This window comes from Pacificibacter marinus, assembly GCF_900109555.1.
In the GTDB taxonomy this organism is placed as follows: Bacteria; Pseudomonadota; Alphaproteobacteria; order Rhodobacterales; family Rhodobacteraceae; genus Celeribacter; species Celeribacter marinus_C.
In genome coordinates this window covers 1-17,828 of sequence record NZ_FNZV01000008.1, presented here as the reverse complement: position 1 = coordinate 17,828, position 17,828 = coordinate 1, and the positions used below count along the sequence as shown (strand labels likewise).

Annotated in this window: 19 protein-coding genes; 10 read left to right on the top strand and 9 right to left on the bottom strand. The window is 50.8% G+C overall.

Features of this window, described 5'->3' with window-relative positions:
* Positions 1 to 43: 43 nt before the first annotated feature.
* Together BM025_RS11030 and BM025_RS19195 are read right to left on the bottom strand one after the other, a co-directional pair.
* Positions 44 to 1,642: a phosphoenolpyruvate carboxykinase gene (locus BM025_RS11030; protein WP_085848174.1), complete on the bottom strand. Its 1,599-nt coding sequence runs from the start codon at positions 1,640 to 1,642 to the stop codon at positions 44 to 46.
* 43 nt (positions 1,643 to 1,685) lie between these two features.
* A complete protein-coding gene (locus BM025_RS19195) occupies positions 1,686 to 1,841 on the bottom strand; it encodes a hypothetical protein (protein WP_170842177.1) in 156 nt (51 codons plus the stop codon).
* A 181-nt stretch (positions 1,842 to 2,022) separates the two neighbouring features.
* On the opposite strand from BM025_RS19195, the gene BM025_RS11025 reads away from it, so the two are divergent.
* The 7 genes from BM025_RS11025 (at position 2,023) to BM025_RS10995 (ending at position 7,497) form a co-directional block, all read left to right on the top strand.
* Positions 2,023 to 2,724, top strand: coding sequence for a response regulator transcription factor (locus tag BM025_RS11025; RefSeq protein WP_085848175.1), 702 nt, complete (start codon positions 2,023 to 2,025; stop codon positions 2,722 to 2,724).
* 17 nt (positions 2,725 to 2,741) lie between these two features.
* Entirely contained in the window at positions 2,742 to 4,457 is a 1,716-nt protein-coding gene (locus tag BM025_RS11020) for a sensor histidine kinase (RefSeq protein WP_244515617.1), read from the top strand.
* 72 nt (positions 4,458 to 4,529) lie between these two features.
* Positions 4,530 to 4,973: an HPr kinase/phosphorylase gene (locus BM025_RS11015; RefSeq protein WP_244515615.1), complete on the top strand. Its 444-nt coding sequence runs from the start codon at positions 4,530 to 4,532 to the stop codon at positions 4,971 to 4,973.
* 6 nt (positions 4,974 to 4,979) lie between these two features.
* A complete protein-coding gene (gene rapZ, locus BM025_RS11010; RefSeq protein WP_085848177.1) occupies positions 4,980 to 5,903 on the top strand; it encodes an RNase adapter RapZ in 924 nt (307 codons plus the stop codon).
* Positions 5,900 to 6,292 carry a PTS sugar transporter subunit IIA gene (locus BM025_RS11005; RefSeq protein ID WP_085848178.1) on the top strand — a complete coding sequence of 131 codons (393 nt, stop codon included), beginning with the start codon at positions 5,900 to 5,902 and terminating at the stop codon, positions 6,290 to 6,292. The genes rapZ and BM025_RS11005 overlap by 4 nt, the downstream gene beginning before the upstream one ends.
* 17 nt (positions 6,293 to 6,309) lie before the next feature.
* Positions 6,310 to 6,585: an HPr family phosphocarrier protein gene (locus BM025_RS11000; RefSeq protein WP_085848179.1), complete on the top strand. Its 276-nt coding sequence runs from the start codon at positions 6,310 to 6,312 to the stop codon at positions 6,583 to 6,585.
* A 30-nt stretch (positions 6,586 to 6,615) separates the two neighbouring features.
* Complete coding sequence (locus tag BM025_RS10995) at positions 6,616 to 7,497, top strand: lysophospholipid acyltransferase family protein (protein WP_085848180.1); 882 nt, start codon at positions 6,616 to 6,618, stop codon at positions 7,495 to 7,497.
* A 7-nt stretch (positions 7,498 to 7,504) separates the two neighbouring features.
* Here BM025_RS10995 and BM025_RS10990 read toward each other — a convergent pair whose 3' ends face one another.
* On the bottom strand, positions 7,505 to 8,380 hold the full coding sequence (locus BM025_RS10990; RefSeq protein ID WP_085848181.1) for a 3-hydroxybutyryl-CoA dehydrogenase: 876 nt from the start codon (positions 8,378 to 8,380) through the stop codon (positions 7,505 to 7,507).
* Positions 8,381 to 8,553: 173 nt separating this feature from the next.
* Between BM025_RS10990 and BM025_RS10985 the strand changes: the two genes are divergently transcribed.
* Positions 8,554 to 9,381, top strand: a complete 828-nt coding sequence (locus BM025_RS10985; protein ID WP_085848182.1) for a DUF6473 family protein — start codon at positions 8,554 to 8,556, stop codon at positions 9,379 to 9,381.
* Positions 9,382 to 9,444: 63 nt separating this feature from the next.
* Here BM025_RS10985 and BM025_RS10980 read toward each other — a convergent pair whose 3' ends face one another.
* From BM025_RS10980 to BM025_RS10955, 6 genes are all read right to left on the bottom strand, one after another.
* A complete protein-coding gene (locus tag BM025_RS10980; protein WP_085848183.1) occupies positions 9,445 to 10,365 on the bottom strand; it encodes an electron transfer flavoprotein subunit alpha/FixB family protein in 921 nt (306 codons plus the stop codon).
* Positions 10,365 to 11,117, bottom strand: coding sequence for an electron transfer flavoprotein subunit beta/FixA family protein (locus tag BM025_RS10975; protein WP_085848184.1), 753 nt, complete (start codon positions 11,115 to 11,117; stop codon positions 10,365 to 10,367). Before BM025_RS10975 ends, BM025_RS10980 begins: the two co-directional genes overlap by 1 nt.
* 180 nt (positions 11,118 to 11,297) lie before the next feature.
* Positions 11,298 to 11,870, bottom strand: a complete 573-nt coding sequence (locus BM025_RS10970; protein ID WP_085848185.1) for a cob(I)yrinic acid a,c-diamide adenosyltransferase — start codon at positions 11,868 to 11,870, stop codon at positions 11,298 to 11,300.
* Between the two features lie 2 nt (positions 11,871 to 11,872).
* A complete protein-coding gene (locus tag BM025_RS10965; RefSeq protein ID WP_085848186.1) occupies positions 11,873 to 12,079 on the bottom strand; it encodes a twin transmembrane helix small protein in 207 nt (68 codons plus the stop codon).
* A 99-nt stretch (positions 12,080 to 12,178) separates the two neighbouring features.
* Positions 12,179 to 13,006, bottom strand: a complete 828-nt coding sequence (locus BM025_RS10960; protein ID WP_085848187.1) for an SDR family NAD(P)-dependent oxidoreductase — start codon at positions 13,004 to 13,006, stop codon at positions 12,179 to 12,181.
* 70 nt (positions 13,007 to 13,076) lie between these two features.
* Positions 13,077 to 13,664: an SH3 domain-containing protein gene (locus tag BM025_RS10955; RefSeq protein WP_085848188.1), complete on the bottom strand. Its 588-nt coding sequence runs from the start codon at positions 13,662 to 13,664 to the stop codon at positions 13,077 to 13,079.
* Positions 13,665 to 13,812: 148 nt separating this feature from the next.
* On the opposite strand from BM025_RS10955, the gene BM025_RS10950 reads away from it, so the two are divergent.
* Entirely contained in the window at positions 13,813 to 16,170 is a 2,358-nt protein-coding gene (locus BM025_RS10950) for a DNA topoisomerase IV subunit A (RefSeq protein WP_085848189.1), read from the top strand.
* Between the two features lie 422 nt (positions 16,171 to 16,592).
* Positions 16,593 to 17,771, top strand: a complete 1,179-nt coding sequence (gene tuf / locus BM025_RS10945; RefSeq protein ID WP_085848190.1) for an elongation factor Tu — start codon at positions 16,593 to 16,595, stop codon at positions 17,769 to 17,771.
* The last annotated feature ends 57 nt before the right edge of the window (positions 17,772 to 17,828 follow it).

Here is a 17,828-nt window from a genome sequence, read left to right as displayed (position 1 = left end):
GCTCAAATATGGCGCGCCCTTTTTGTATTGCTTTGTACTAAGTCTAGCCGATCGCGGCAGCTTTGACGTCTTCGTCGATGTACGCGAGGTACTGTTCAAAGTTGTCAGAGAACATTGTCACAAGTTTTTCGGCCTGTGCATCGTAGGCGTCTTTGTCGGTCCATGTGCGGCGTGGGTCGAGCAAGATGTCAGCTACGCCAGCAACGGCCACAGGCACGTCAAAGCCAAAGTTTTCATCTTTGCGAAATTCCACTTCGGCCAAAGATCCATCAAGCGCTGAGGTGAGCAGATTGCGTGTGGCTTTGATCGGCATGCGCGACCCTGTGCCATATGCGCCGCCTGTCCAGCCTGTGTTGACCAACCAACATGTTGCGCCATGCTTTGCAATTTTGTCACGCAATAGGTTGCCGTACGCTTCAGGGCGACGCGGCATGAAGGGCGCGCCAAAACAGGTCGAAAACGTTGGAATAGGCTCAGCAACACCCACTTCGGTGCCCGGTGTTTTTGACGTGAAGCCAGACAAGAAGTGGTACATCGCTTGCGCAGGTGTCAGGCGAGCAATGGGGGGCAAAACACCGAACGCATCACATGTCAGCAAGATGATGTTTTTCGGGTGTCCGCCAAGCGCGGTTTTAGACGCGTTTGAAATGTAATCCAATGGGTAGGCGCAGCGCATGTTGTCGGTCAAAGAGTTGTCTTCGAAATCCAACTCTTTAGTGTGTTCATCGAACACCATGTTTTCAATGACTGTGCCGAATTTGGATGTTGTCGCGTAGATTTCTGGTTCGGCTTCAGCAGACAGGTTGATCGTTTTTGCGTAACATCCACCCTCAAAGTTAAACGTGCCACGTTCGGACCAGCCGTGTTCATCATCGCCGATCAAGATACGCGATGGATCGGCAGATAGCGTTGTTTTACCAGTGCCAGACAAGCCAAAGAAAATCGCTGTGTCGACAGGGTTGTTCGGGGCGTGATTGGCAGAGCAATGCATCGCCATCACGCCTTTGCCGGGTAAGATGTAGTTGAGCAACGTGAAAACAGATTTTTTGTTTTCGCCAGCGTACTCTGTTCCGCCGATCAAGATGATCTTTTTCTCGAAATTCAACGCGATCACTGTTTCAGACCGACATCCATGTTTTTCAGCATCCGCTTTGAACGTAGGGCAGTTGATAATGGTGAAATCGGCCACAAAGCCGTCTAACTCAGACAAAGCTGGGCGACGCAACATGGTGCGAATGAATTGGGAATGCCATGCAAGCTCGGTGACGACACGTACATCCAAACGGTGCGCGGGGTCGGCACCACCAAACAAATCTTGGACAAAATAATCTTTGCCCTTCATGTGCTCCAGCATGTCTGCGTACAAAACGTCAAAGGCATCTGGCGCCATGGGCGTGTTGTTTTCCCACCAAATTGTATCTTCGACATCTTTGGTGCGTACGACAAATTTGTCTTTCGGCGAACGTCCTGTGTGCGCGCCTGTGGTGACAAGAAGTGCGCCACCTTGACCAAGTTTACCTTCGTTGCGCTTGAGCGCTTCTTCTACAAGGGCTGGCTCTAGCAGGTTGTAATAGACGTTTCCAAGTCCGTTGATGCCTTGATCGTCTAGTGTGAAATCTGGGTTCACGCGTCCAGTTGTCATCTTGCAAGCTCCCCCGCCGCAGATCTGCAGCGTCTCTATGAGGTCAGTTTTCGCGAATGGGCATTTCACGATCAGCCACCGGATCGGGGCCGATAACTGAGCCTATAACATGCAAATCCAAACGGTAAACAGGACGCACCCGCACAGTTAGCGCAACCATTATTAGTTTAGCGCAAACAGTTAGAGTGAGTTTGCTCATACTTGGCTGTGTGCGACTTAAAGTTGTGCTTTGTGAGACAAATTAGTCATTCCTTGAAAATTTTTGTGTCTGATGAAGACACGCTGATCAAGCGATTCGCGGTTTCCCTTGCTTTGGGGCACCGAAATGCAGATGATGTAGAAAAAAATGAGACTATTGAGCAGTTGAAGGAACCCGATACATGTCGCGGATCGCATTGGTTGACGACGACAGGAACATCCTGACGTCCGTATCTATGACACTCGAAGCTGAAGGCTTCGAAGTCGAAACATATAACGATGGCCAGTCTGCTTTGGATGCGTTTAATAAACGTCTTCCGGATATGGCCGTTTTCGATATCAAAATGCCACGGATGGATGGCATGGACTTGCTGCAACGCGTGCGTCAAAAAACCAACATGCCCGTGATCTTTTTGACGTCGAAAGACGATGAAATCGACGAAGTCCTTGGTCTGCGTATGGGCGCTGACGACTATGTCAAAAAGCCATTTTCCCAACGTTTGCTTGTTGAGCGTATTCGCGCCTTGTTGCGCCGCCAAGAAGCGCTTGATGGTGTCGAAATTGCCGAAACTGAAGAGACAAAAGTTCTCACCCGCGGCGAACTGTCCATGGATCCGCTGCGTCACGCTGTGTCGTGGAAGGGCAATGACGTATCCTTGACTGTAACTGAATTCTTGTTGTTGCAAGCTTTGGCGCAGCGCCCCGGCTTTGTGAAGTCACGGGATCAGTTGATGGATGTCGCCTATGACGACCAAGTTTATGTTGATGACCGTACTATCGACAGTCACATCAAACGGTTGCGTAAAAAAATGCGCACCGCCGACAATGATTTTTCAGCGATCGAAACCCTCTATGGTATCGGCTACCGGTACAACGAAGAATAATGTCACTGGTCGCTCGCATGGATAGAACCGGTAAAACGCACCCTGAGGACGCAGATGTCGTGCTCGGGGACGATTGGGTCGCCCCCCGCACATCCGACGCCGAACTGCGCGCCAAACGTGAGCGCCGCAAGTTCATTGCAATTAATCGCTCACCACTAGCGCAAAAGATCATCACCTTTAACTTGGTGGCTATTATTTTGATGGTCGCGGGTATTCTGTATTTGAATCCTTTTCGCGATAGTTTGGTCAAGCAGCGCGAGCTTACGATGGTGGCTGAGGCGGTTCTCATTGCCGATATGATAGAGCTATCATTGGGCCGTGACGGGGTCTTGGATATCTCGGCGAATTCAGATGATAACGCCTCGCTTGCAACCGTTCTTAAAATGCCGCTTCGCGAAAGTATCTATGTGTACGATGTAGCGGGCAATCTTATAGGGTCGACGGACGGTTTTGATCGCGACCCGCCGCAGACCATCGTCGGCCTTCAAAGCGAACACCGCACCACTGTTATTTCAGATTTTTTAAACAAAATTTGGACATTGGGCACCTTTTTGAAGCCGGGAAGCGACATGAGCCAAACTCATGATAATACCCTACACTTGGATGGCCTTATTTCTTCAGCGCTTCAAAATGAAATCCATGTGAATTCCACGACTGATCACAACGGTTCTATAGTGTTTGCTGTTGCCGCGCCGATCTCTGTTGAAAAAGATGGGGTGCAAACAACCATTGGGGCCGTCGGGTTGCATTCTGGCGAAGGCGAAATTGATGCATTGGTGCGTGTCGAGCGCGAACAAATTTTACAAGTCTTCATCATTGCGATCTTAGTCTCGATTGGCTTGAGTCTTGTTCTCGCTTCAACGATTGCCAACCCTTTGGCAGATTTGGCCGCCGCTGCTGAAGTTGGGCGCGATAAAAATCGCCGCAAAGTTGCACCTGGCCGTGTGCGCATTCCTGATCTTAGCGGTCGTCCTGATGAAATTGGCCGGTTGTCGTCGGCTCTGCGTGGCATGGTGTCGGCTCTTTATGACCGCATCGATGCCAACGAGCAGTTCGCAGCAGATGTTTCGCATGAGATCAAAAACCCACTTGCAAGCCTGCGGTCCGCAGTCGGATCTTTGCGGATAGTCAAAAAAGAAGATCACCGTACCAAACTCTTGGACGTGATTGAGCATGATGTGCGTCGTCTAGATCGTCTTGTGTCGGACATTTCCAATGCGTCGCGGTTGGACAGTGAGCTTGTCAAAGAAGAAGAAGAAGATTTTAACCTGATTAAGATGCTTGCAAACCTAACCGAGTATCTGTCGCATGAGGCGCAAGTCAAAGGCGTTGAATTCATTGCAGATCTGCCCGATCGACCCGTCGTGATTTCGGGACTAGAAGGCCGCTTGGCGCAAGTATTTGTGAATTTGATATCCAATGCGATTTCTTTTTGCGAAGAGGGCGATGCAATCCGTGTCTGGGTGCGCAAGCGCGAGAGCCGTGTCTTGATTGTCGTTGAAGATACTGGGCCAGGCATCCCCGAACAGGCGCTGTCTAAAATCTTTAAACGGTTCTATTCGGAGCGCCCTGAAGGGCAGTTCGGCAATAATTCCGGGCTTGGCCTTGCGATCTCAAAGCAGATTGTAGAAGCGCATGGCGGTGTTATTTGGGCAGAAAATATACGTCCAACCGATGCTGACATCACGTCTGATCCGCTTGGTGCGCGTTTTGTGGTGGGTTTACCCGTGTGAGCCGCAATGGCCAGATTTTAGAAGGCACGCGATCCCACGATATCGTTTTCTTGGCCCGTGGTAGAGTGTCCAGTGCAGCAACGTAACGTGACAACCACTCAGGCCCACGCAAGTTGTGTGGCTCTGACGCCACAAGAGGGTCTTTTGATCTTAGGGGCGTCTGGGACTGGGAAGTCGTCTTTAGCACTTATGATGATGGCCTTAGGGGCCACTTTGATCTCGGACGATCAAACCAAGTTAACCGTGCAATCTGAGACAGGCGACATCATTGCCAGTGCCCCCACGTCTATTCAAAACATGATAGAGGCACGGGGCATAGGTGTGCTGTCAGCTCAAACATTGGATCAATGCGTCATCCGTGCGATTGTTGATCTTGATGTCGTTGAACAAGAGCGCTTGCCTCTGGTTCGAAAACGGCGCCTACTTGGGCGTGATATACCTTTGTACCATCGAAGTGAGGGACCGTATTTTGCGGCAGCTTTGATTCAACTGTTAAAAGGGGGGCGCTGCGCGTAGCGGTCCATGAATGATTTTGAGACACTGCAGACCGGCGATCAGCGCCGTGTTGTTTTGGTGACGGGCCCATCCGGTGCTGGCAGATCAACTGCGATCAATGTGCTTGAGGATCTCGATTACGAAGTGATCGATAATATTCCCTTGTCGATGCTCCCAAAATTGCTTGAAGTGTCCATGTGCGGGCGGCCTTTGGCGCTTGGGCTTGATGTGCGCAATCGCGATTTTTCAACAAACGGTCTGATTGAATTGATTGATCAGCTTGCTGTCGATGCTAAGTTCGATGCCGCTGTGCTATATCTAGATTGCGCCGCAGACGTGTTGTCACGCAGGTATTCTGAAACGCGGAGACGACACCCGCTTGCCCCAGCAGAAACAGCGCAACAGGGCATCACGCGTGAACAAGATTTGTTGATCCCCGTCAGAGCCCGTGCTGATATTATTGTCGACACAAGCGATATGAGTCCCCATGAATTGCGTGCAGAAGTTGAACGTTGGTTTGCTCAAGGTCATCAGGCTCAAATGGCGATTTCTTTACAGTCTTTTTCCTATAAGCGCGGCATGCCGCGGGGCCTAGACATGGTTTTTGATGTTAGGTTTCTGCGCAATCCATATTGGGATGTCTCTCTACGCAGCCTGAATGGTCGCGATGGTGCAGTGCAAAGCTATGTGATGGCCGATCCGCGTTATGATGCGTTTTTCCAAAAGGTTCTGGAGCTGACCTTGTTGCTGTTGCCTGCTTACTGTGAAGAGGGTAAGCGGCACTTGTCTATCGCTTTTGGGTGTACTGGCGGGCAACACAGGTCTGTTGCCTTGGTTGAAAACCTGTCAAAGGCCCTTGCGAAACATGATTGGCAGGTGTCAATAAGGCACAGGGAAATGGAGCGACGCCAATCGGGTGCGTTGCAGGATGCGTCGAGGGCTGAGGCTTGATCGGAATTGTCATAGTAGCACACGGTGGTTTGGCGAAAGAATACCTTGCTGCGATCGAGCATGTCGTCGGTGTGCAGGCTGGTATTGAAGCCATTTCAATAGAGCCTGATCATGATCGCAATGCAAAGGAAGCCGAAATTTGTGCTGCGGCAGATGGTGTTGATACAGGGGATGGTGTGGTTATGGTAACTGATATGTTTGGCGGAAGTCCGTCGAACTTATCGCTGTTGGCCTGTCATCCAGACAATCGAAAAATTATTTACGGTGCCAATTTGCCGATGCTGATTAAGCTCGCAAAAACACGCCATAAAACCGTGCCTGAAGCTGTGACATCAGCTTTGGCAGCTGGGCGTAAATATATTGATAGTTTTGAGTCTCCGGGCCAATAAAATTTAGGGAGTGAGACATGTCATCAATCGTACGGACGCATGAAATTTTGAACGTTAAAGGGTTGCATGCCCGCGCATCCGCCAAGTTTGTTGAAGTGGTCGAAAGCCATGACGCGACGGCAACTGTCGAGAAAGACGGAATGGATGCTGGCGGTGATAGCATCATGGGGCTTTTGATGTTGGCAGCTTCAAAAGGAACATCTATTGATGTGACAACCAAAGGGAACGATGCCGTTGCATTGGCTGACGCGCTAGAGGCTCTCATCAAAGACCGGTTTGGCGAAGGGATGTAATGTCCCAAACTCAGATCGAAAGAGGACAATATGGAACAGGACAATCAGGCGACCGCAACATCGACAGCTGGAGACCCTGATTTCGAGCGCTACGATGCACGCCGTCTGTCTTATGCGGGTACGTTTTCGGATCCTTCTAAAGTTTTTATCATTCGATCTATTGAGTGGATTACGGGAAAACTCCCTCTTTTGCGGCACATCCGCAGGTTTGAAAAAATGGGTGCGCCGTCTGGTCAGCCGTTTTTTACGCAAGCGCTAGACGTGATGGGCATCAAGGTGACAACACCTGCAGAGCAGATTGCGAAGATTCCCCCAACAGGTCCCGTAGTTGTGGTTGCAAACCATCCCCATGGTTTGGTCGATGGTCTGGTGATGGCCGAATTGATCGGGAAAGTGCGCACAGATTATAAAATTCTGACCCGTTCCCTTTTGACTGGCATTCAAGAAATCGACCCGTTCATGTTGCCGGTTCCATTTCCGCATGAAGAAGACAGCCACCGTAAATCCATTCGCATGCGTAATGAAGCGATGGATCAGCTCAAAGCTGGCGGTGTGATTATCCTATTCCCTGCAGGCGCTGTTGCGACATCCGATACATGGTTTGGCCCTGTCAAAGAAAAACCGTGGAATCCGTTTACAGCCAAAATGGTGCTGAAATCTGGTGCGAAAGTGGTTCCGATCTACTTTCCCGGGCGCAATACACGGTTGTATCAAATTGCAGATAAAATCTCTGCGACTGTGCGGCAGGGACTTTTGCTGCACGAGATTGTTCACGCGCTCAATAAATCCCAATCTCCCGTGATTGGCGATCCACTCACGCCGGAGGACTTTGGCGAATGGACGTCAAAGCCTGGCCGTTTCATGGAATGGCTGCGCAGCCACACGCTTGCTTTGGGTGGCCGCACAGACTGATATCGTTCTAACGAGTCGGAACTGGTGTCTCTCCGCGATAGTCGTAAAATCCGCGTTTGGTTTTGCGCCCAAGCCAGCCTGCTTCGACATATTTGGTCAACAGGGGGCAAGGCCGATATTTGGTGTCGGCAAGCCCGTCATACAGAACATTCATGATGGCTAAACACGTGTCGAGTCCGATAAAGTCAGCAAGCTCAAGCGGCCCCATGGGTTGGTTCGCGCCAAGTTTCAATGACTGGTCGATTGATGTGACCGACCCGACGCCTTCGTACAGGGTGTAAACGGCCTCATTGATCATTGGCACCAAGATACGATTGACGATGAAACCCGGAAAATCTTCAGCGCTGGCTGAAATTTTCCCCAAACTTTCAACGACACTAAGCAGTGTTTGATATGTCGCTTCATCTGTCGCAATGCCGCGGATCAACTCAACAAGCTGCATCACAGGTACGGGATTCATGAAATGGAATCCCATGAATTTTTCAGGTCGATCTGTGCGTGAAGCCAAGCGTGTGATTGAAATCGACGATGTATTTGAGGTCAAAATCGTGGTAGGTTTGAGGTGCGGTTGCAGTTTTTCAAAAATTGCATTTTTGATTTCTTCACGCTCTGTTGCGGCCTCAATGACAAGGTCGCATTGCCCCAAATCTTCAAGCGCAAGCGTTGTTGTGATCCGCGCTAAAGTGGCATCCATATCGCCTTGAGAAATTGTCTTTTTGCTGACTTGGCGATCTAAATTTTTACGAATGGTTGCCATGGCCTTGTCGAGGCCTTCTTGCGCGATGTCGTTTAGTAGAACTTGATATCCTGAGAGCGCGAAAACATGAGCAATGCCGTTGCCCATTTGCCCCGCTCCAACGATGCCGACTGTTGAAATCTTCATATTATAACGCTCCTTGTGCTGAGGTTGACCATAGACAGCATGCTGTGCGCTTCAAGGCGGGAAACTCTTTGGAGATCTTTAAAATTTGGCCCAAATTGCAAGTTTAGCGATTTTGAAACCTGTATCTGCGAATCTAGATCTTGGGTAATTTAACGAACCAATGGGTGGATATTATGGCTTATCAAAATCCGGGCGATGGCGCTCTAAACTATTTGCCGTGTCGATATCGGCATTCGAAACTTTTATTCCGCGGACCAAAGAAACAACTCGACCAAGACTATATTGCATTTGTAGGCGGTACGGAAACCTATGGAAAGTTTGTAGAGGCCCCGTTTTCTGAAGCTGTTGGTGCGGCGATGAACATCACGCCAGTGAATCTTGGCTGTGTGAATGCTGGGACTGATGTTTTTTTGACAGATGAAGCCGTAATGGAAATTTGTGCAGAGGCCAAAGTGACTGTGCTTCAAATCTCTGGTGCACAAAATATGTCCAATAGGTTTTACGTTGTACATCCGCGTCGCAATGACCGGTTTTTACGCGCCTCAACGCTGCTTAAGACAATCTATCGTGAAATTGATTTTACAGATTTCAACTTTACGCGGCATCTTGTCACGACGCTGGAAACTGTGTCCGAAGAAAAGTTCGCTATGGTGCGTCAGGAATTAAAAGACGCATGGGTCGCACGTATGAAAACGATGATCCAAAAAATGCCAAATGATTTGGTTTTGCTCTGGGTGTCCGATCATTCCCCCGACGATATACAAGCCTGCAACACCATTGGCAGTGATCCGTTGTTTGTGGATCGATATATGATCGAGCAAATCCGCCCATTGGTGAAAGCTGTTGTGGAAGTTGTTGGTACGCCAGAGGAAATCGAGCAGGGCTATGACCTGATGTCGTTTTCTGATCTTGATGCAATGTCAGCCAAAGAAATGCTTGGCCCTGTGGTGCAGGTAAAGGTGGCTAACGCGCTGCAAGCTGCTTTAGAAAAAATTACTTAAGACGTCCAGCACATAAAAGGCCCACCAATGTGGCGGGCCTTTGCCGTTTGAGTGATATCTACGTTAGAGTTTCTCAATCAACTCTGGCACCGCTTGAAACAGGTCAGCCTTCAAGCCAAAGTCAGCAACTTGAAAGATTGGCGCTTCTTCATCTTTGTTGATTGCAACAATGACTTTAGAGTCTTTCATGCCTGCAAGGTGTTGGATAGCACCAGAAATACCGATTGCTACATATAGATCAGGGGCTACGACTTTACCGGTTTGACCCACTTGCATGTCGTTCGCTGCATAGCCGCTGTCCACAGCCGCACGTGATGCGCCAACGGCACCCCCGAGCTTGTCTGCGAGCTTTTCGATCAGCGCGAAATCTTCCTCAGACCCGACGCCACGCCCGCCAGACACAACCACACCTGCGGATGTCAGTTCAGGGCGGTCACTTGTGGCAACCTCATCGCTGACATAGCTGGATAGGCCGGCATCACCTGCGCCTGATGTGGCTTCCACTGCGGCGGAACCACCATCTGCGGCCAGATCAAATGTCGAGGTGCGGAAGGTGATCACTTTCACCGCGTCAGTGGTTTTCACCGTCTGAACCGCATTGCCGGCGTAAATCGGTCGCTTAAATGTATCTGCATCGATAACCTCGATCACATCGGGCAAGACCATTACATCTAACAAAGCAGCAACACGTGGCAAAACGTTTTTCGCCGTGGTGGTGGATGGGGCTGTGATGTGGGTAAAATCATCGGCCAACCCGACGATCAGTGCCGCGATGTTTTCTGCTAGTCCATGGGCATAGGCCGCATCATCGGCGCATAGAACTTTGTTGACGCCTGCGATTTTAGCAGCTGCATCGGCCGCAGCCTGCGGACCACATACGAGCACTGTGACATCGCCAAGTTTGGTCGATGCCGTGATAGCTTTTGATGTTGCATCCAGCGCCAAAGCGCCATCAGAGACGTCTGCAAGACAAAGTACAGCCATTAGACAAGACCCCCTTCTTTGAGTTTCGCGATCAGCTCGTCCACCGATCCAACCATGATACCAGCTTGACGTGTGCCAGGTTCTTCGGTGGTGACAATGGTATGACGCGCCGTGATATCAACGCCAAAGTCATCGGCTGATTTTTCTTCGAGCGGCTTTTTCTTGGCCTTCATGATGTTAGGCAAAGAGGCGTAGCGCGGCTCATTCAAACGCAAATCGGCGGTGACAATTGCGGGCAGTTTTACCGAAATCGTTTGCAAGCCGCCGTCTACTTCGCGCGTCACAACAGCTGCGCCGTCTTCAACTTTTAGCTCAGATGCAAATGTAGCCTGACCCCAACCCAGCAGCGCAGCCAACATCTGGCCGGTCGCATTCATGTCGTTGTCGATCGCCTGTTTTCCGGCGATGACCAGCTCTGGCGCTTCTTCGTCGATCACGGCTTTGAGCAGTTTGGCCACAGCCAAAGGTTCGATATCAACGCCTTGATCCGTCGTGATCAAAATAGCGCGGTCCGCACCCATCGCCATTGCCGAGCGCAGCGTGTCAGTGGATTTTTTTTCGCCGATGGAGACAACCACAACTTCGGTGGCCACACCAGATTCCTTAAGACGGATCGCTTCTTCGACTGCGATCTCATCGAACGGGTTCATCGACATTTTAACATTCGCAAGATCAACGCCGCTGCCATCGGCTTTCACTTTGACCTTAACATTATAGTCAATCACGCGCTTGACTGGCACCAAAACCTTCATGCGGATACTCCCAAAAATTCGTATGCATTAAACTGCGCGGGCACTGTTAAAATCCCAAAACACAGTGTTAAAAACTCTCTCGGCACATTTATTACTTTTTCGGCAGGGCAGAAACACCCCAAAACGTCGCGTGTTTGGCTGAAACGTTACGTTGATTGCGCAAGCCTGCGAAAAACTGTGCTAACGATTGGCCCCTGGCACCCAAAGAACATCGTCTTGGCCGCCATTGTTTGCGACGCGCGCGGCAACGAAAAACCAATCTGACAAGCGATTGAGGTATTTGATTGCGGCAGGATTAACGTCTTCGGTCGAGCTTAGGCCGACAGTGAGGCGTTCTGCGCGGCGTGCAACTGTGCGGCACAAGTGCAGATGCGCTGCCAATGGCGTGCCGCCTGGCAAAATGAATGAGCGTAACGGTGATAAATCGGTGTTCATCACGTCGATTTCGACCTCAAGGCGATCCATCTGCGAGGCGATCATGCGCAACGGTGCGTATTCGGATTCGGCGTCTTTTTCCATATGCGGTCGGCACAGATCCGCGCCTAAATCGAACAGGTCATTTTGGATGCGCGCCAGTGCGCTGTCCATGTCGTCTTCGGATGACAAACGCGCTAATCCGACTGTGGAATTCAGTTCATCGACGGTGCCGTAAGCTTCAACCCGAGAGGCATATTTTGCAACGCGCGCTCCATCGCCGAGTGCTGTTTCGCCTGCGTCGCCTGTACGTGTGTAAATTTTGTTAAGAACAACCATGGTCAGCCCCCTGAATTGCGTAACGCGACGAAGATCACCACGAGGGCCACGACAATTATTTGCGCGAGAATGCGGTATTGCATCATTTTATTGGATTTTTTAGCGCCTTCTAGCCCGCCGCGCCCCATAAGGCTGATGCCTCGTGCGAGGATGAGAGCAACGATGACACAGCCGACAATCACGACGACGAAAAGAGGATCATTCAGCATGAGGCTGTCCTTTGACTAAATCTGTTTCCAACGACATAGCGCGTCTTGAAGCAAAACCAAACACGCGAAGTGCCGCGCCCTGATATCGTGTTGTTTTGTTCAGACTTTCGCGAAGATGGCATCAATCCACGACGTTGGTAGCAGTCTGCGTGCGATTGCGGCGATCCATGTCGGAGTTGTCACATAATAATGCGCGCGAGGGCGGTGTGAGTCGAGTGCCTTGATCAGCTTGTCGGTGACGGCGCCAGCGTCTAGCTCAAACCGATCAGGAGTTTTGTTGGCATCGTAGAGGCGCGGCACAAGCTTGGTGCGATATTGTTCGGCGCGGGGGGAATTTTCCCAGTCAATCCACCTGTCAAATGCCTTGCGTGCGTTCAGGCGAAAGTCACTTGTGATGGGGCCAGGTTCAATTGAGATAATCTTGATCCCAGTGCCACGCATTTCACGCCGCAATGTATCAGTGAGCCCTTCAAGGGCGAATTTGGTTGCATTATATGACCCGCGCCACGGCATTGCCACGAGACCTAAAACTGACGAACACTGCACGATGTGCCCATGCCCTTGAGCACGCATAACCGGAATCACACGACGCGTGAGATCGTGCCACCCAAAGAAATTAGCTTCGAAATTTTGACGCAAAGCTGCGACTGGTAGGTCTTCGACGGCGGCGGGAATGGCGTAGGCCCCGTTGTTGTAAAGCGCGTCTAGCGTGCCACCCGTCAAAGTCATGGCGTGTTCAAAGGCGGTTTCGATAGATGCAGGATCTTCGTAATCTAGGCGAAAGCTGTCAAACCCTTGGGTACGCAGGCGCGCGCAATCGTCTTCGTTGCGGCAGGTCGCCATCACGCGCCAACCTTTTGCTTTAAGAACCTGCGCGGCATGGTAGCCAATTCCAGTGGAACAGCCTGTGATAAGGATTGAGCGCATGAGACCACTTTCTGCAAATATGTTTGCGCGCTCAGGCTAAAAGTAAGCCAGCGCTAAAGTGGCAAGGTGACTATTCGGGAACGCGTGTCAAGAAACGAGAAGACATATAGCCTTCGATGCCATCGCCTTCGACCACAATTTTGACCCACGCATCACTTGGGTCTGAGACCACGCGTACAATGTCTGCGCGTATGACTTGGCCCAGCACTGAGTTGGATGTTGAGGGGCCTGAACGCACATTCACGCGAGTGGCTGTCACCGAACGTAGCACCATATTTTTGCTTTTTCTTGCTTTTTCTTGTGTGTCCACGAGGGCCGCAAGCTTGGCAGGATTCGCGACGGTGGTCGTGGCAACAAGCTGTGGGGTGGCTTGCGCTGGGGTGTAACTGGCCAGTTGCACAAGGCCAGTTTTTGGCGCTTGTACAGGTTTCAAATCAAGGTGTGCTAACGTCGGGACATAAGTGCTTGGGCGTTTTGATGTGTCTGAAAACGAGTCAGATACCATAGCGACAATAGAAGTGCGTTGTGCGCGCAGTGCATCTAGCTCTGCCTTTTCGGCGGGGGACAGTTCGCCCCCGTATATTAAAAACGCAATGATAAGACCCGCTAAGGTCAACGCAGAAAGGCGCAGCATACTAATTTCCCCATACATACTCATTAACAACTCCACCTATAGGTGTTTGGTTCCGAAGTTGCGGGGAAAAGGCGGCGATTATTCCCGCGTTTTCAGGTGATGCAGTATTCTTGCTACAATTCCATAGCGAGGACCGCTTGCTCGTCGCGCACGGCGCTTGTATCAAAGACTCATGAGCAGTGATTTGATAGATAATGATGGCACCCCGACCAACGGATCTGGCGTGACCAAAGAAAGTTTGCGGACCGCCATCGGCGACCGTTACCTGACCTATGCCTTGTCGACCATTATGCACCGTGCGCTGCCGGATGCGCGTGATGGATTGAAACCTGTGCATCGGCGTATTTTATACGCGATGCGTGAGTTACGTCTGTCATCGAATGGTGGGTTTCGCAAATCGGCCAAGATTTCTGGCGACGTTATGGGCAATTATCACCCGCATGGTGATGTGGCGATTTACGATGCGATGGCGCGTTTGGCTCAAGATTTTAACGTGCGCTATCCACTTGTGCATGGGCAGGGAAATTTTGGCAATATCGATGGTGATAACCCCGCGGCGTCGCGCTATACCGAAGCGCGCATGACAGTTGCCGCCGAGGCTTTGCTTGAGGGTCTCAATGAGGATGCCGTTAATTTTCGACCCAACTATGATGGTACACTGACAGAACCCGAAGTTCTGCCTGCTGCATTTCCAAACTTGCTGGCGAATGGATCAACGGGGATTGCCGTTGGCATGGCGACCAATATCCCGCCGCACAATGTGGTAGAGCTGATTGACGCCAGTTTGCACATGATCAAAACGCCAGATGTGCGCGATGAAACTTTGTTGAATTACGTCCAAGGGCCTGATTTCCCCACCGGTGGCGTGATTGTCGAATCCAAAGAAAGCATGACCAAAAGCTATGCCACAGGGCGCGGGTCATTCCGGTTGCGTGCTAAATGGGAAGTCGAAGATTTAGGGCGCGGTGTGTGGCAAATCGTTGTCACGGAAATCCCATATCAGGTGGCAAAATCGAAACTGATCGAAAAAATTGCTGAACTGATCCAGACCAAAAAAGTGCCAATTTTGGGTGATGTGCGCGATGAAAGCACAGAAGATGTGCGACTGATTCTTGAGCCGAAATCCAAAAACGTCGATCCAGATGTGTTGATGAACACGATGTTCCGTAATTCCGATTTGGAAACACGGTTTTCAATGAACATGAATGTGCTGATCGATGGGCGCACCCCCAAGGTGTGCTCGCTTAAAGAAGTGCTGCGTGCCTTTTTGGACCATCGCCAAGGGGTGCTGTTGCGGCGCTCTCAGTACCGTTTGGAAAAAATAGACCACCGCCTTGAAGTGCTGCGTGGATTCATTATCGCGTTTCTGAATTTGGATCGCGTCATCGACATCATCCGTTACGATAACGATCCCAAAGCGGCACTGATGGCCGAAGATTGGAACCGTGATATCGCGCGGGCGATGACGGAAAAAGACTATGTGTCGCCTTTGCCTGCTGCCGATGGCGCGGGCGAGTTGTCCGAAGTGCAAGCCGAAGCCATTCTTAATATGCGTCTGCGCAGTTTGCGTCGCCTTGAGGAAATGGAACTCATTCGCGAACAGGATGCTTTGCTGGACGAGCGCGCAGGGTTAATTGAACTTTTGGGTAATGTTGAAGTGCAATGGGCGCGCATCATTGAAGAACTGAAAGACATCAAAAAACGCTTTGGTAAAGACTATTGGCGCGGGCAGCGTTTGACGCAGTTTGCAGAGGCCAAAGAGGTCGAAGATGTTCCGCTAGAGGCCATGATTGAACGTGAGCCGATCACAGTCGTCTGTTCGCAAATGGGCTGGATTCGCGCCATGTCAGGTCACATTGATCTAAGTCGTGAATTGAAATTCAAAGATGGCGATGCACCACGCTTTACCTTCCATGCCGAAACCACGGATCGATTGTTGCTGATTGGCTCAAACGGTCGTGTCTTTACGCTGTCTGCGGCCAATCTACCCGGGGGTCGGGGCATGGGAGAACCTGTGCGGTTGATTGTTGATCTGCCCAATGAGGCCGAAATCGTTGATCTGATTGTCCACAAACCGGGCGCAAAACTTTTGCTCGCATCCAGTGCTGGCGATGGCTTTATTGTGCCTGAAAACGACATCATCGCGCAAACGCGCACGGGCAAACAGGTGCTGAACGTCAAAGATGGCGCTGTGGCGGAATGTGTGCGCCGCGTTGCGGGGGATCATGTTGCGGTGATTTCAAAAAACCGTCGGTTCCTTGTTTTCCCAATTTCCGAAGTCCCTGAGTTGGGCCGCGGTAAAGGTGTGCGTCTACAAAAGTACAGCCAAGCGCGCGGCGCACAAGGCACGCTTGAGTTGGATGGCGGCCTGAGCGATATCGTTACCTTTAATCTTGAAGAAGGCTTGAGTTGGACAATGGGCGGGGGCAACACCCGCACTGAAAAAGATCTCAGCCAATGGATTGGCAAACGGGCAGGGGTTGGTAAGCAGCCGCCACATGGTTTCCCGCGCGACAATAAGTTTGGCTAATCATCTGGCCTTTCATCTAGTGAACACAAAGGGCGCACATCTGTTGCGCCCTTTGTGCTGAAAAATTGCGAGATGATTCGCCCAAGCAAACAGGGTGATCAACTGCGCGCGTCTTTTGAATGCCAAGGGTGTAGGATGATGGTTCGATTTATGTTACAAAACCGTTTCAAACTAAGGCTGCGAGGCCGTGGTGGGGCGTGCCTGTGTAGTCTTTGATATTGAAGAACATTTGTTAATAAAGGCCGCACTTATGGTGGTCTTAACCCAATCATTGAGCCTATGGTCACAGTATTTGCGCCACTCGCCGCTGAACCTGCGGCAAATGTCAACTGACTCTTGATTTTATGTCTCGAAAACAATACTTAGCCCGCGATGATAATACGGGCCTGCTGGCCCCCTCTAGACATAAAGGCGCCTAGGATATGGCTAAGGAAAAGTTCGAGCGTAATAAACCGCATTGTAACATTGGTACAATCGGCCACGTTGACCACGGTAAAACGACGCTGACAGCTGCGATTACGAAACAGTTTTCAGACAACTTCAAAGCGTACGACGAAATTGACGGCGCGCCCGAAGAAAAAGCGCGTGGTATCACCATTTCTACAGCGCACGTTGAGTACGAGACAGAAAACCGTCACTACGCTCACGTTGACTGCCCAGGTCACGCTGACTACGTGAAAAACATGATCACTGGTGCTGCCCAAATGGACGGCGCGATCTTGGTTGTGAACGCTGCTGATGGCCCTATGCCACAGACGCGTGAGCACATCTTGCTCGGCCGCCAGGTTGGTATCCCAGCCATGGTTGTTTTCATGAACAAAGTTGACCAAGTAGACGACGAAGAGTTGCTTGAGCTCGTTGAAATGGAAATCCGTGAATTGTTGTCCATGTACGACTACCCAGGCGACGATATCCCAATCATCGCGGGTTCTGCTTTGGCAGCTTTGGAAGACCGTGACGATGCAATCGGCAAAGACAAAATTGCTGAATTGATGGCGGCAGTTGACGCGTACATCCCACAGCCACCACGCGCTGTTGATGAGCCTTTCTTGATGCCAATCGAGGACGTTTTCTCAATCTCCGGTCGCGGTACTGTTGTAACGGGTCGTGTTGAGCGTGGCGTGATCAATGTTGGTGACAGCATCGAAATCGTTGGTCTTAAAGACACAACAACAACCACTTGTACTGGTGTTGAAATGTTCCGCAAACTGCTTGATCGCGGTGAAGCTGGCGACAACATTGGCGCATTGCTTCGCGGTGTTGACCGTGAAGGTGTTGAGCGTGGCCAGATCCTGTGTAAACCAGGTTCAGTTAAACCACACACTAAGTTCGAAGCTGAGGTCTACATCTTGACCAAAGAAGAGGGTGGTCGTCACACACCATTCTTCGCGAACTACCGTCCACAGTTCTACTTCCGTACAACTGACGTGACAGGCACTGTTGTTCTTCCTGAGGGCACAGAAATGGTCATGCCAGGCGACAACTTGAAATTCAACGTCGAACTCATCGCGCCAATCGCGATGGAAGAAAGCCTGCGCTTCGCGATCCGCGAAGGTGGCCGTACAGTTGGTTCCGGTGTTGTATCTAAAATCGTAGAGTAAGCTTAACAGCTTATGAAGCTACGGAAAGGGCGTCACTAAAGTGGCGCCCTTTTTGCA

What these genes read in the sequence shown, in the direction of transcription:
- BM025_RS11025 (WP_085848175.1), top strand. Translation starts at nt 2,023, where the DNA reads ATGTCGCGGATCGCATTGGTTGACGACGACAGGAACATCCTGACGTCC.
- BM025_RS10980 (WP_085848183.1), bottom strand. Translation starts at nt 10,365, where the DNA reads ATGGCTGTACTTTGTCTTGCAGACGTCTCTGATGGCGCTTTGGCGCTG.
- BM025_RS11020 (WP_244515617.1), top strand. Translation starts at nt 2,742, where the DNA reads ATGGATAGAACCGGTAAAACGCACCCTGAGGACGCAGATGTCGTGCTC.
- BM025_RS11000 (WP_085848179.1), top strand. Translation starts at nt 6,310, where the DNA reads ATGTCATCAATCGTACGGACGCATGAAATTTTGAACGTTAAAGGGTTG.
- BM025_RS10950 (WP_085848189.1), top strand. Translation starts at nt 13,813, where the DNA reads ATGAGCAGTGATTTGATAGATAATGATGGCACCCCGACCAACGGATCT.
- BM025_RS10970 (WP_085848185.1), bottom strand. Translation starts at nt 11,870, where the DNA reads ATGGTTGTTCTTAACAAAATTTACACACGTACAGGCGACGCAGGCGAA.
- rapZ (WP_085848177.1), top strand. Translation starts at nt 4,980, where the DNA reads ATGAATGATTTTGAGACACTGCAGACCGGCGATCAGCGCCGTGTTGTT.
- BM025_RS10995 (WP_085848180.1), top strand. Translation starts at nt 6,616, where the DNA reads ATGGAACAGGACAATCAGGCGACCGCAACATCGACAGCTGGAGACCCT.
- BM025_RS10985 (WP_085848182.1), top strand. Translation starts at nt 8,554, where the DNA reads ATGGCTTATCAAAATCCGGGCGATGGCGCTCTAAACTATTTGCCGTGT.
- BM025_RS10955 (WP_085848188.1), bottom strand. Translation starts at nt 13,664, where the DNA reads ATGAGTATGTATGGGGAAATTAGTATGCTGCGCCTTTCTGCGTTGACC.
- BM025_RS19195 (WP_170842177.1), bottom strand. Translation starts at nt 1,841, where the DNA reads ATGAGCAAACTCACTCTAACTGTTTGCGCTAAACTAATAATGGTTGCG.
- BM025_RS10975 (WP_085848184.1), bottom strand. Translation starts at nt 11,117, where the DNA reads ATGAAGGTTTTGGTGCCAGTCAAGCGCGTGATTGACTATAATGTTAAG.
- BM025_RS10960 (WP_085848187.1), bottom strand. Translation starts at nt 13,006, where the DNA reads ATGCGCTCAATCCTTATCACAGGCTGTTCCACTGGAATTGGCTACCAT.
- BM025_RS10965 (WP_085848186.1), bottom strand. Translation starts at nt 12,079, where the DNA reads ATGCTGAATGATCCTCTTTTCGTCGTCGTGATTGTCGGCTGTGTCATC.
- BM025_RS11030 (WP_085848174.1), bottom strand. Translation starts at nt 1,642, where the DNA reads ATGACAACTGGACGCGTGAACCCAGATTTCACACTAGACGATCAAGGC.
- BM025_RS10990 (WP_085848181.1), bottom strand. Translation starts at nt 8,380, where the DNA reads ATGAAGATTTCAACAGTCGGCATCGTTGGAGCGGGGCAAATGGGCAAC.
- tuf (WP_085848190.1), top strand. Translation starts at nt 16,593, where the DNA reads ATGGCTAAGGAAAAGTTCGAGCGTAATAAACCGCATTGTAACATTGGT.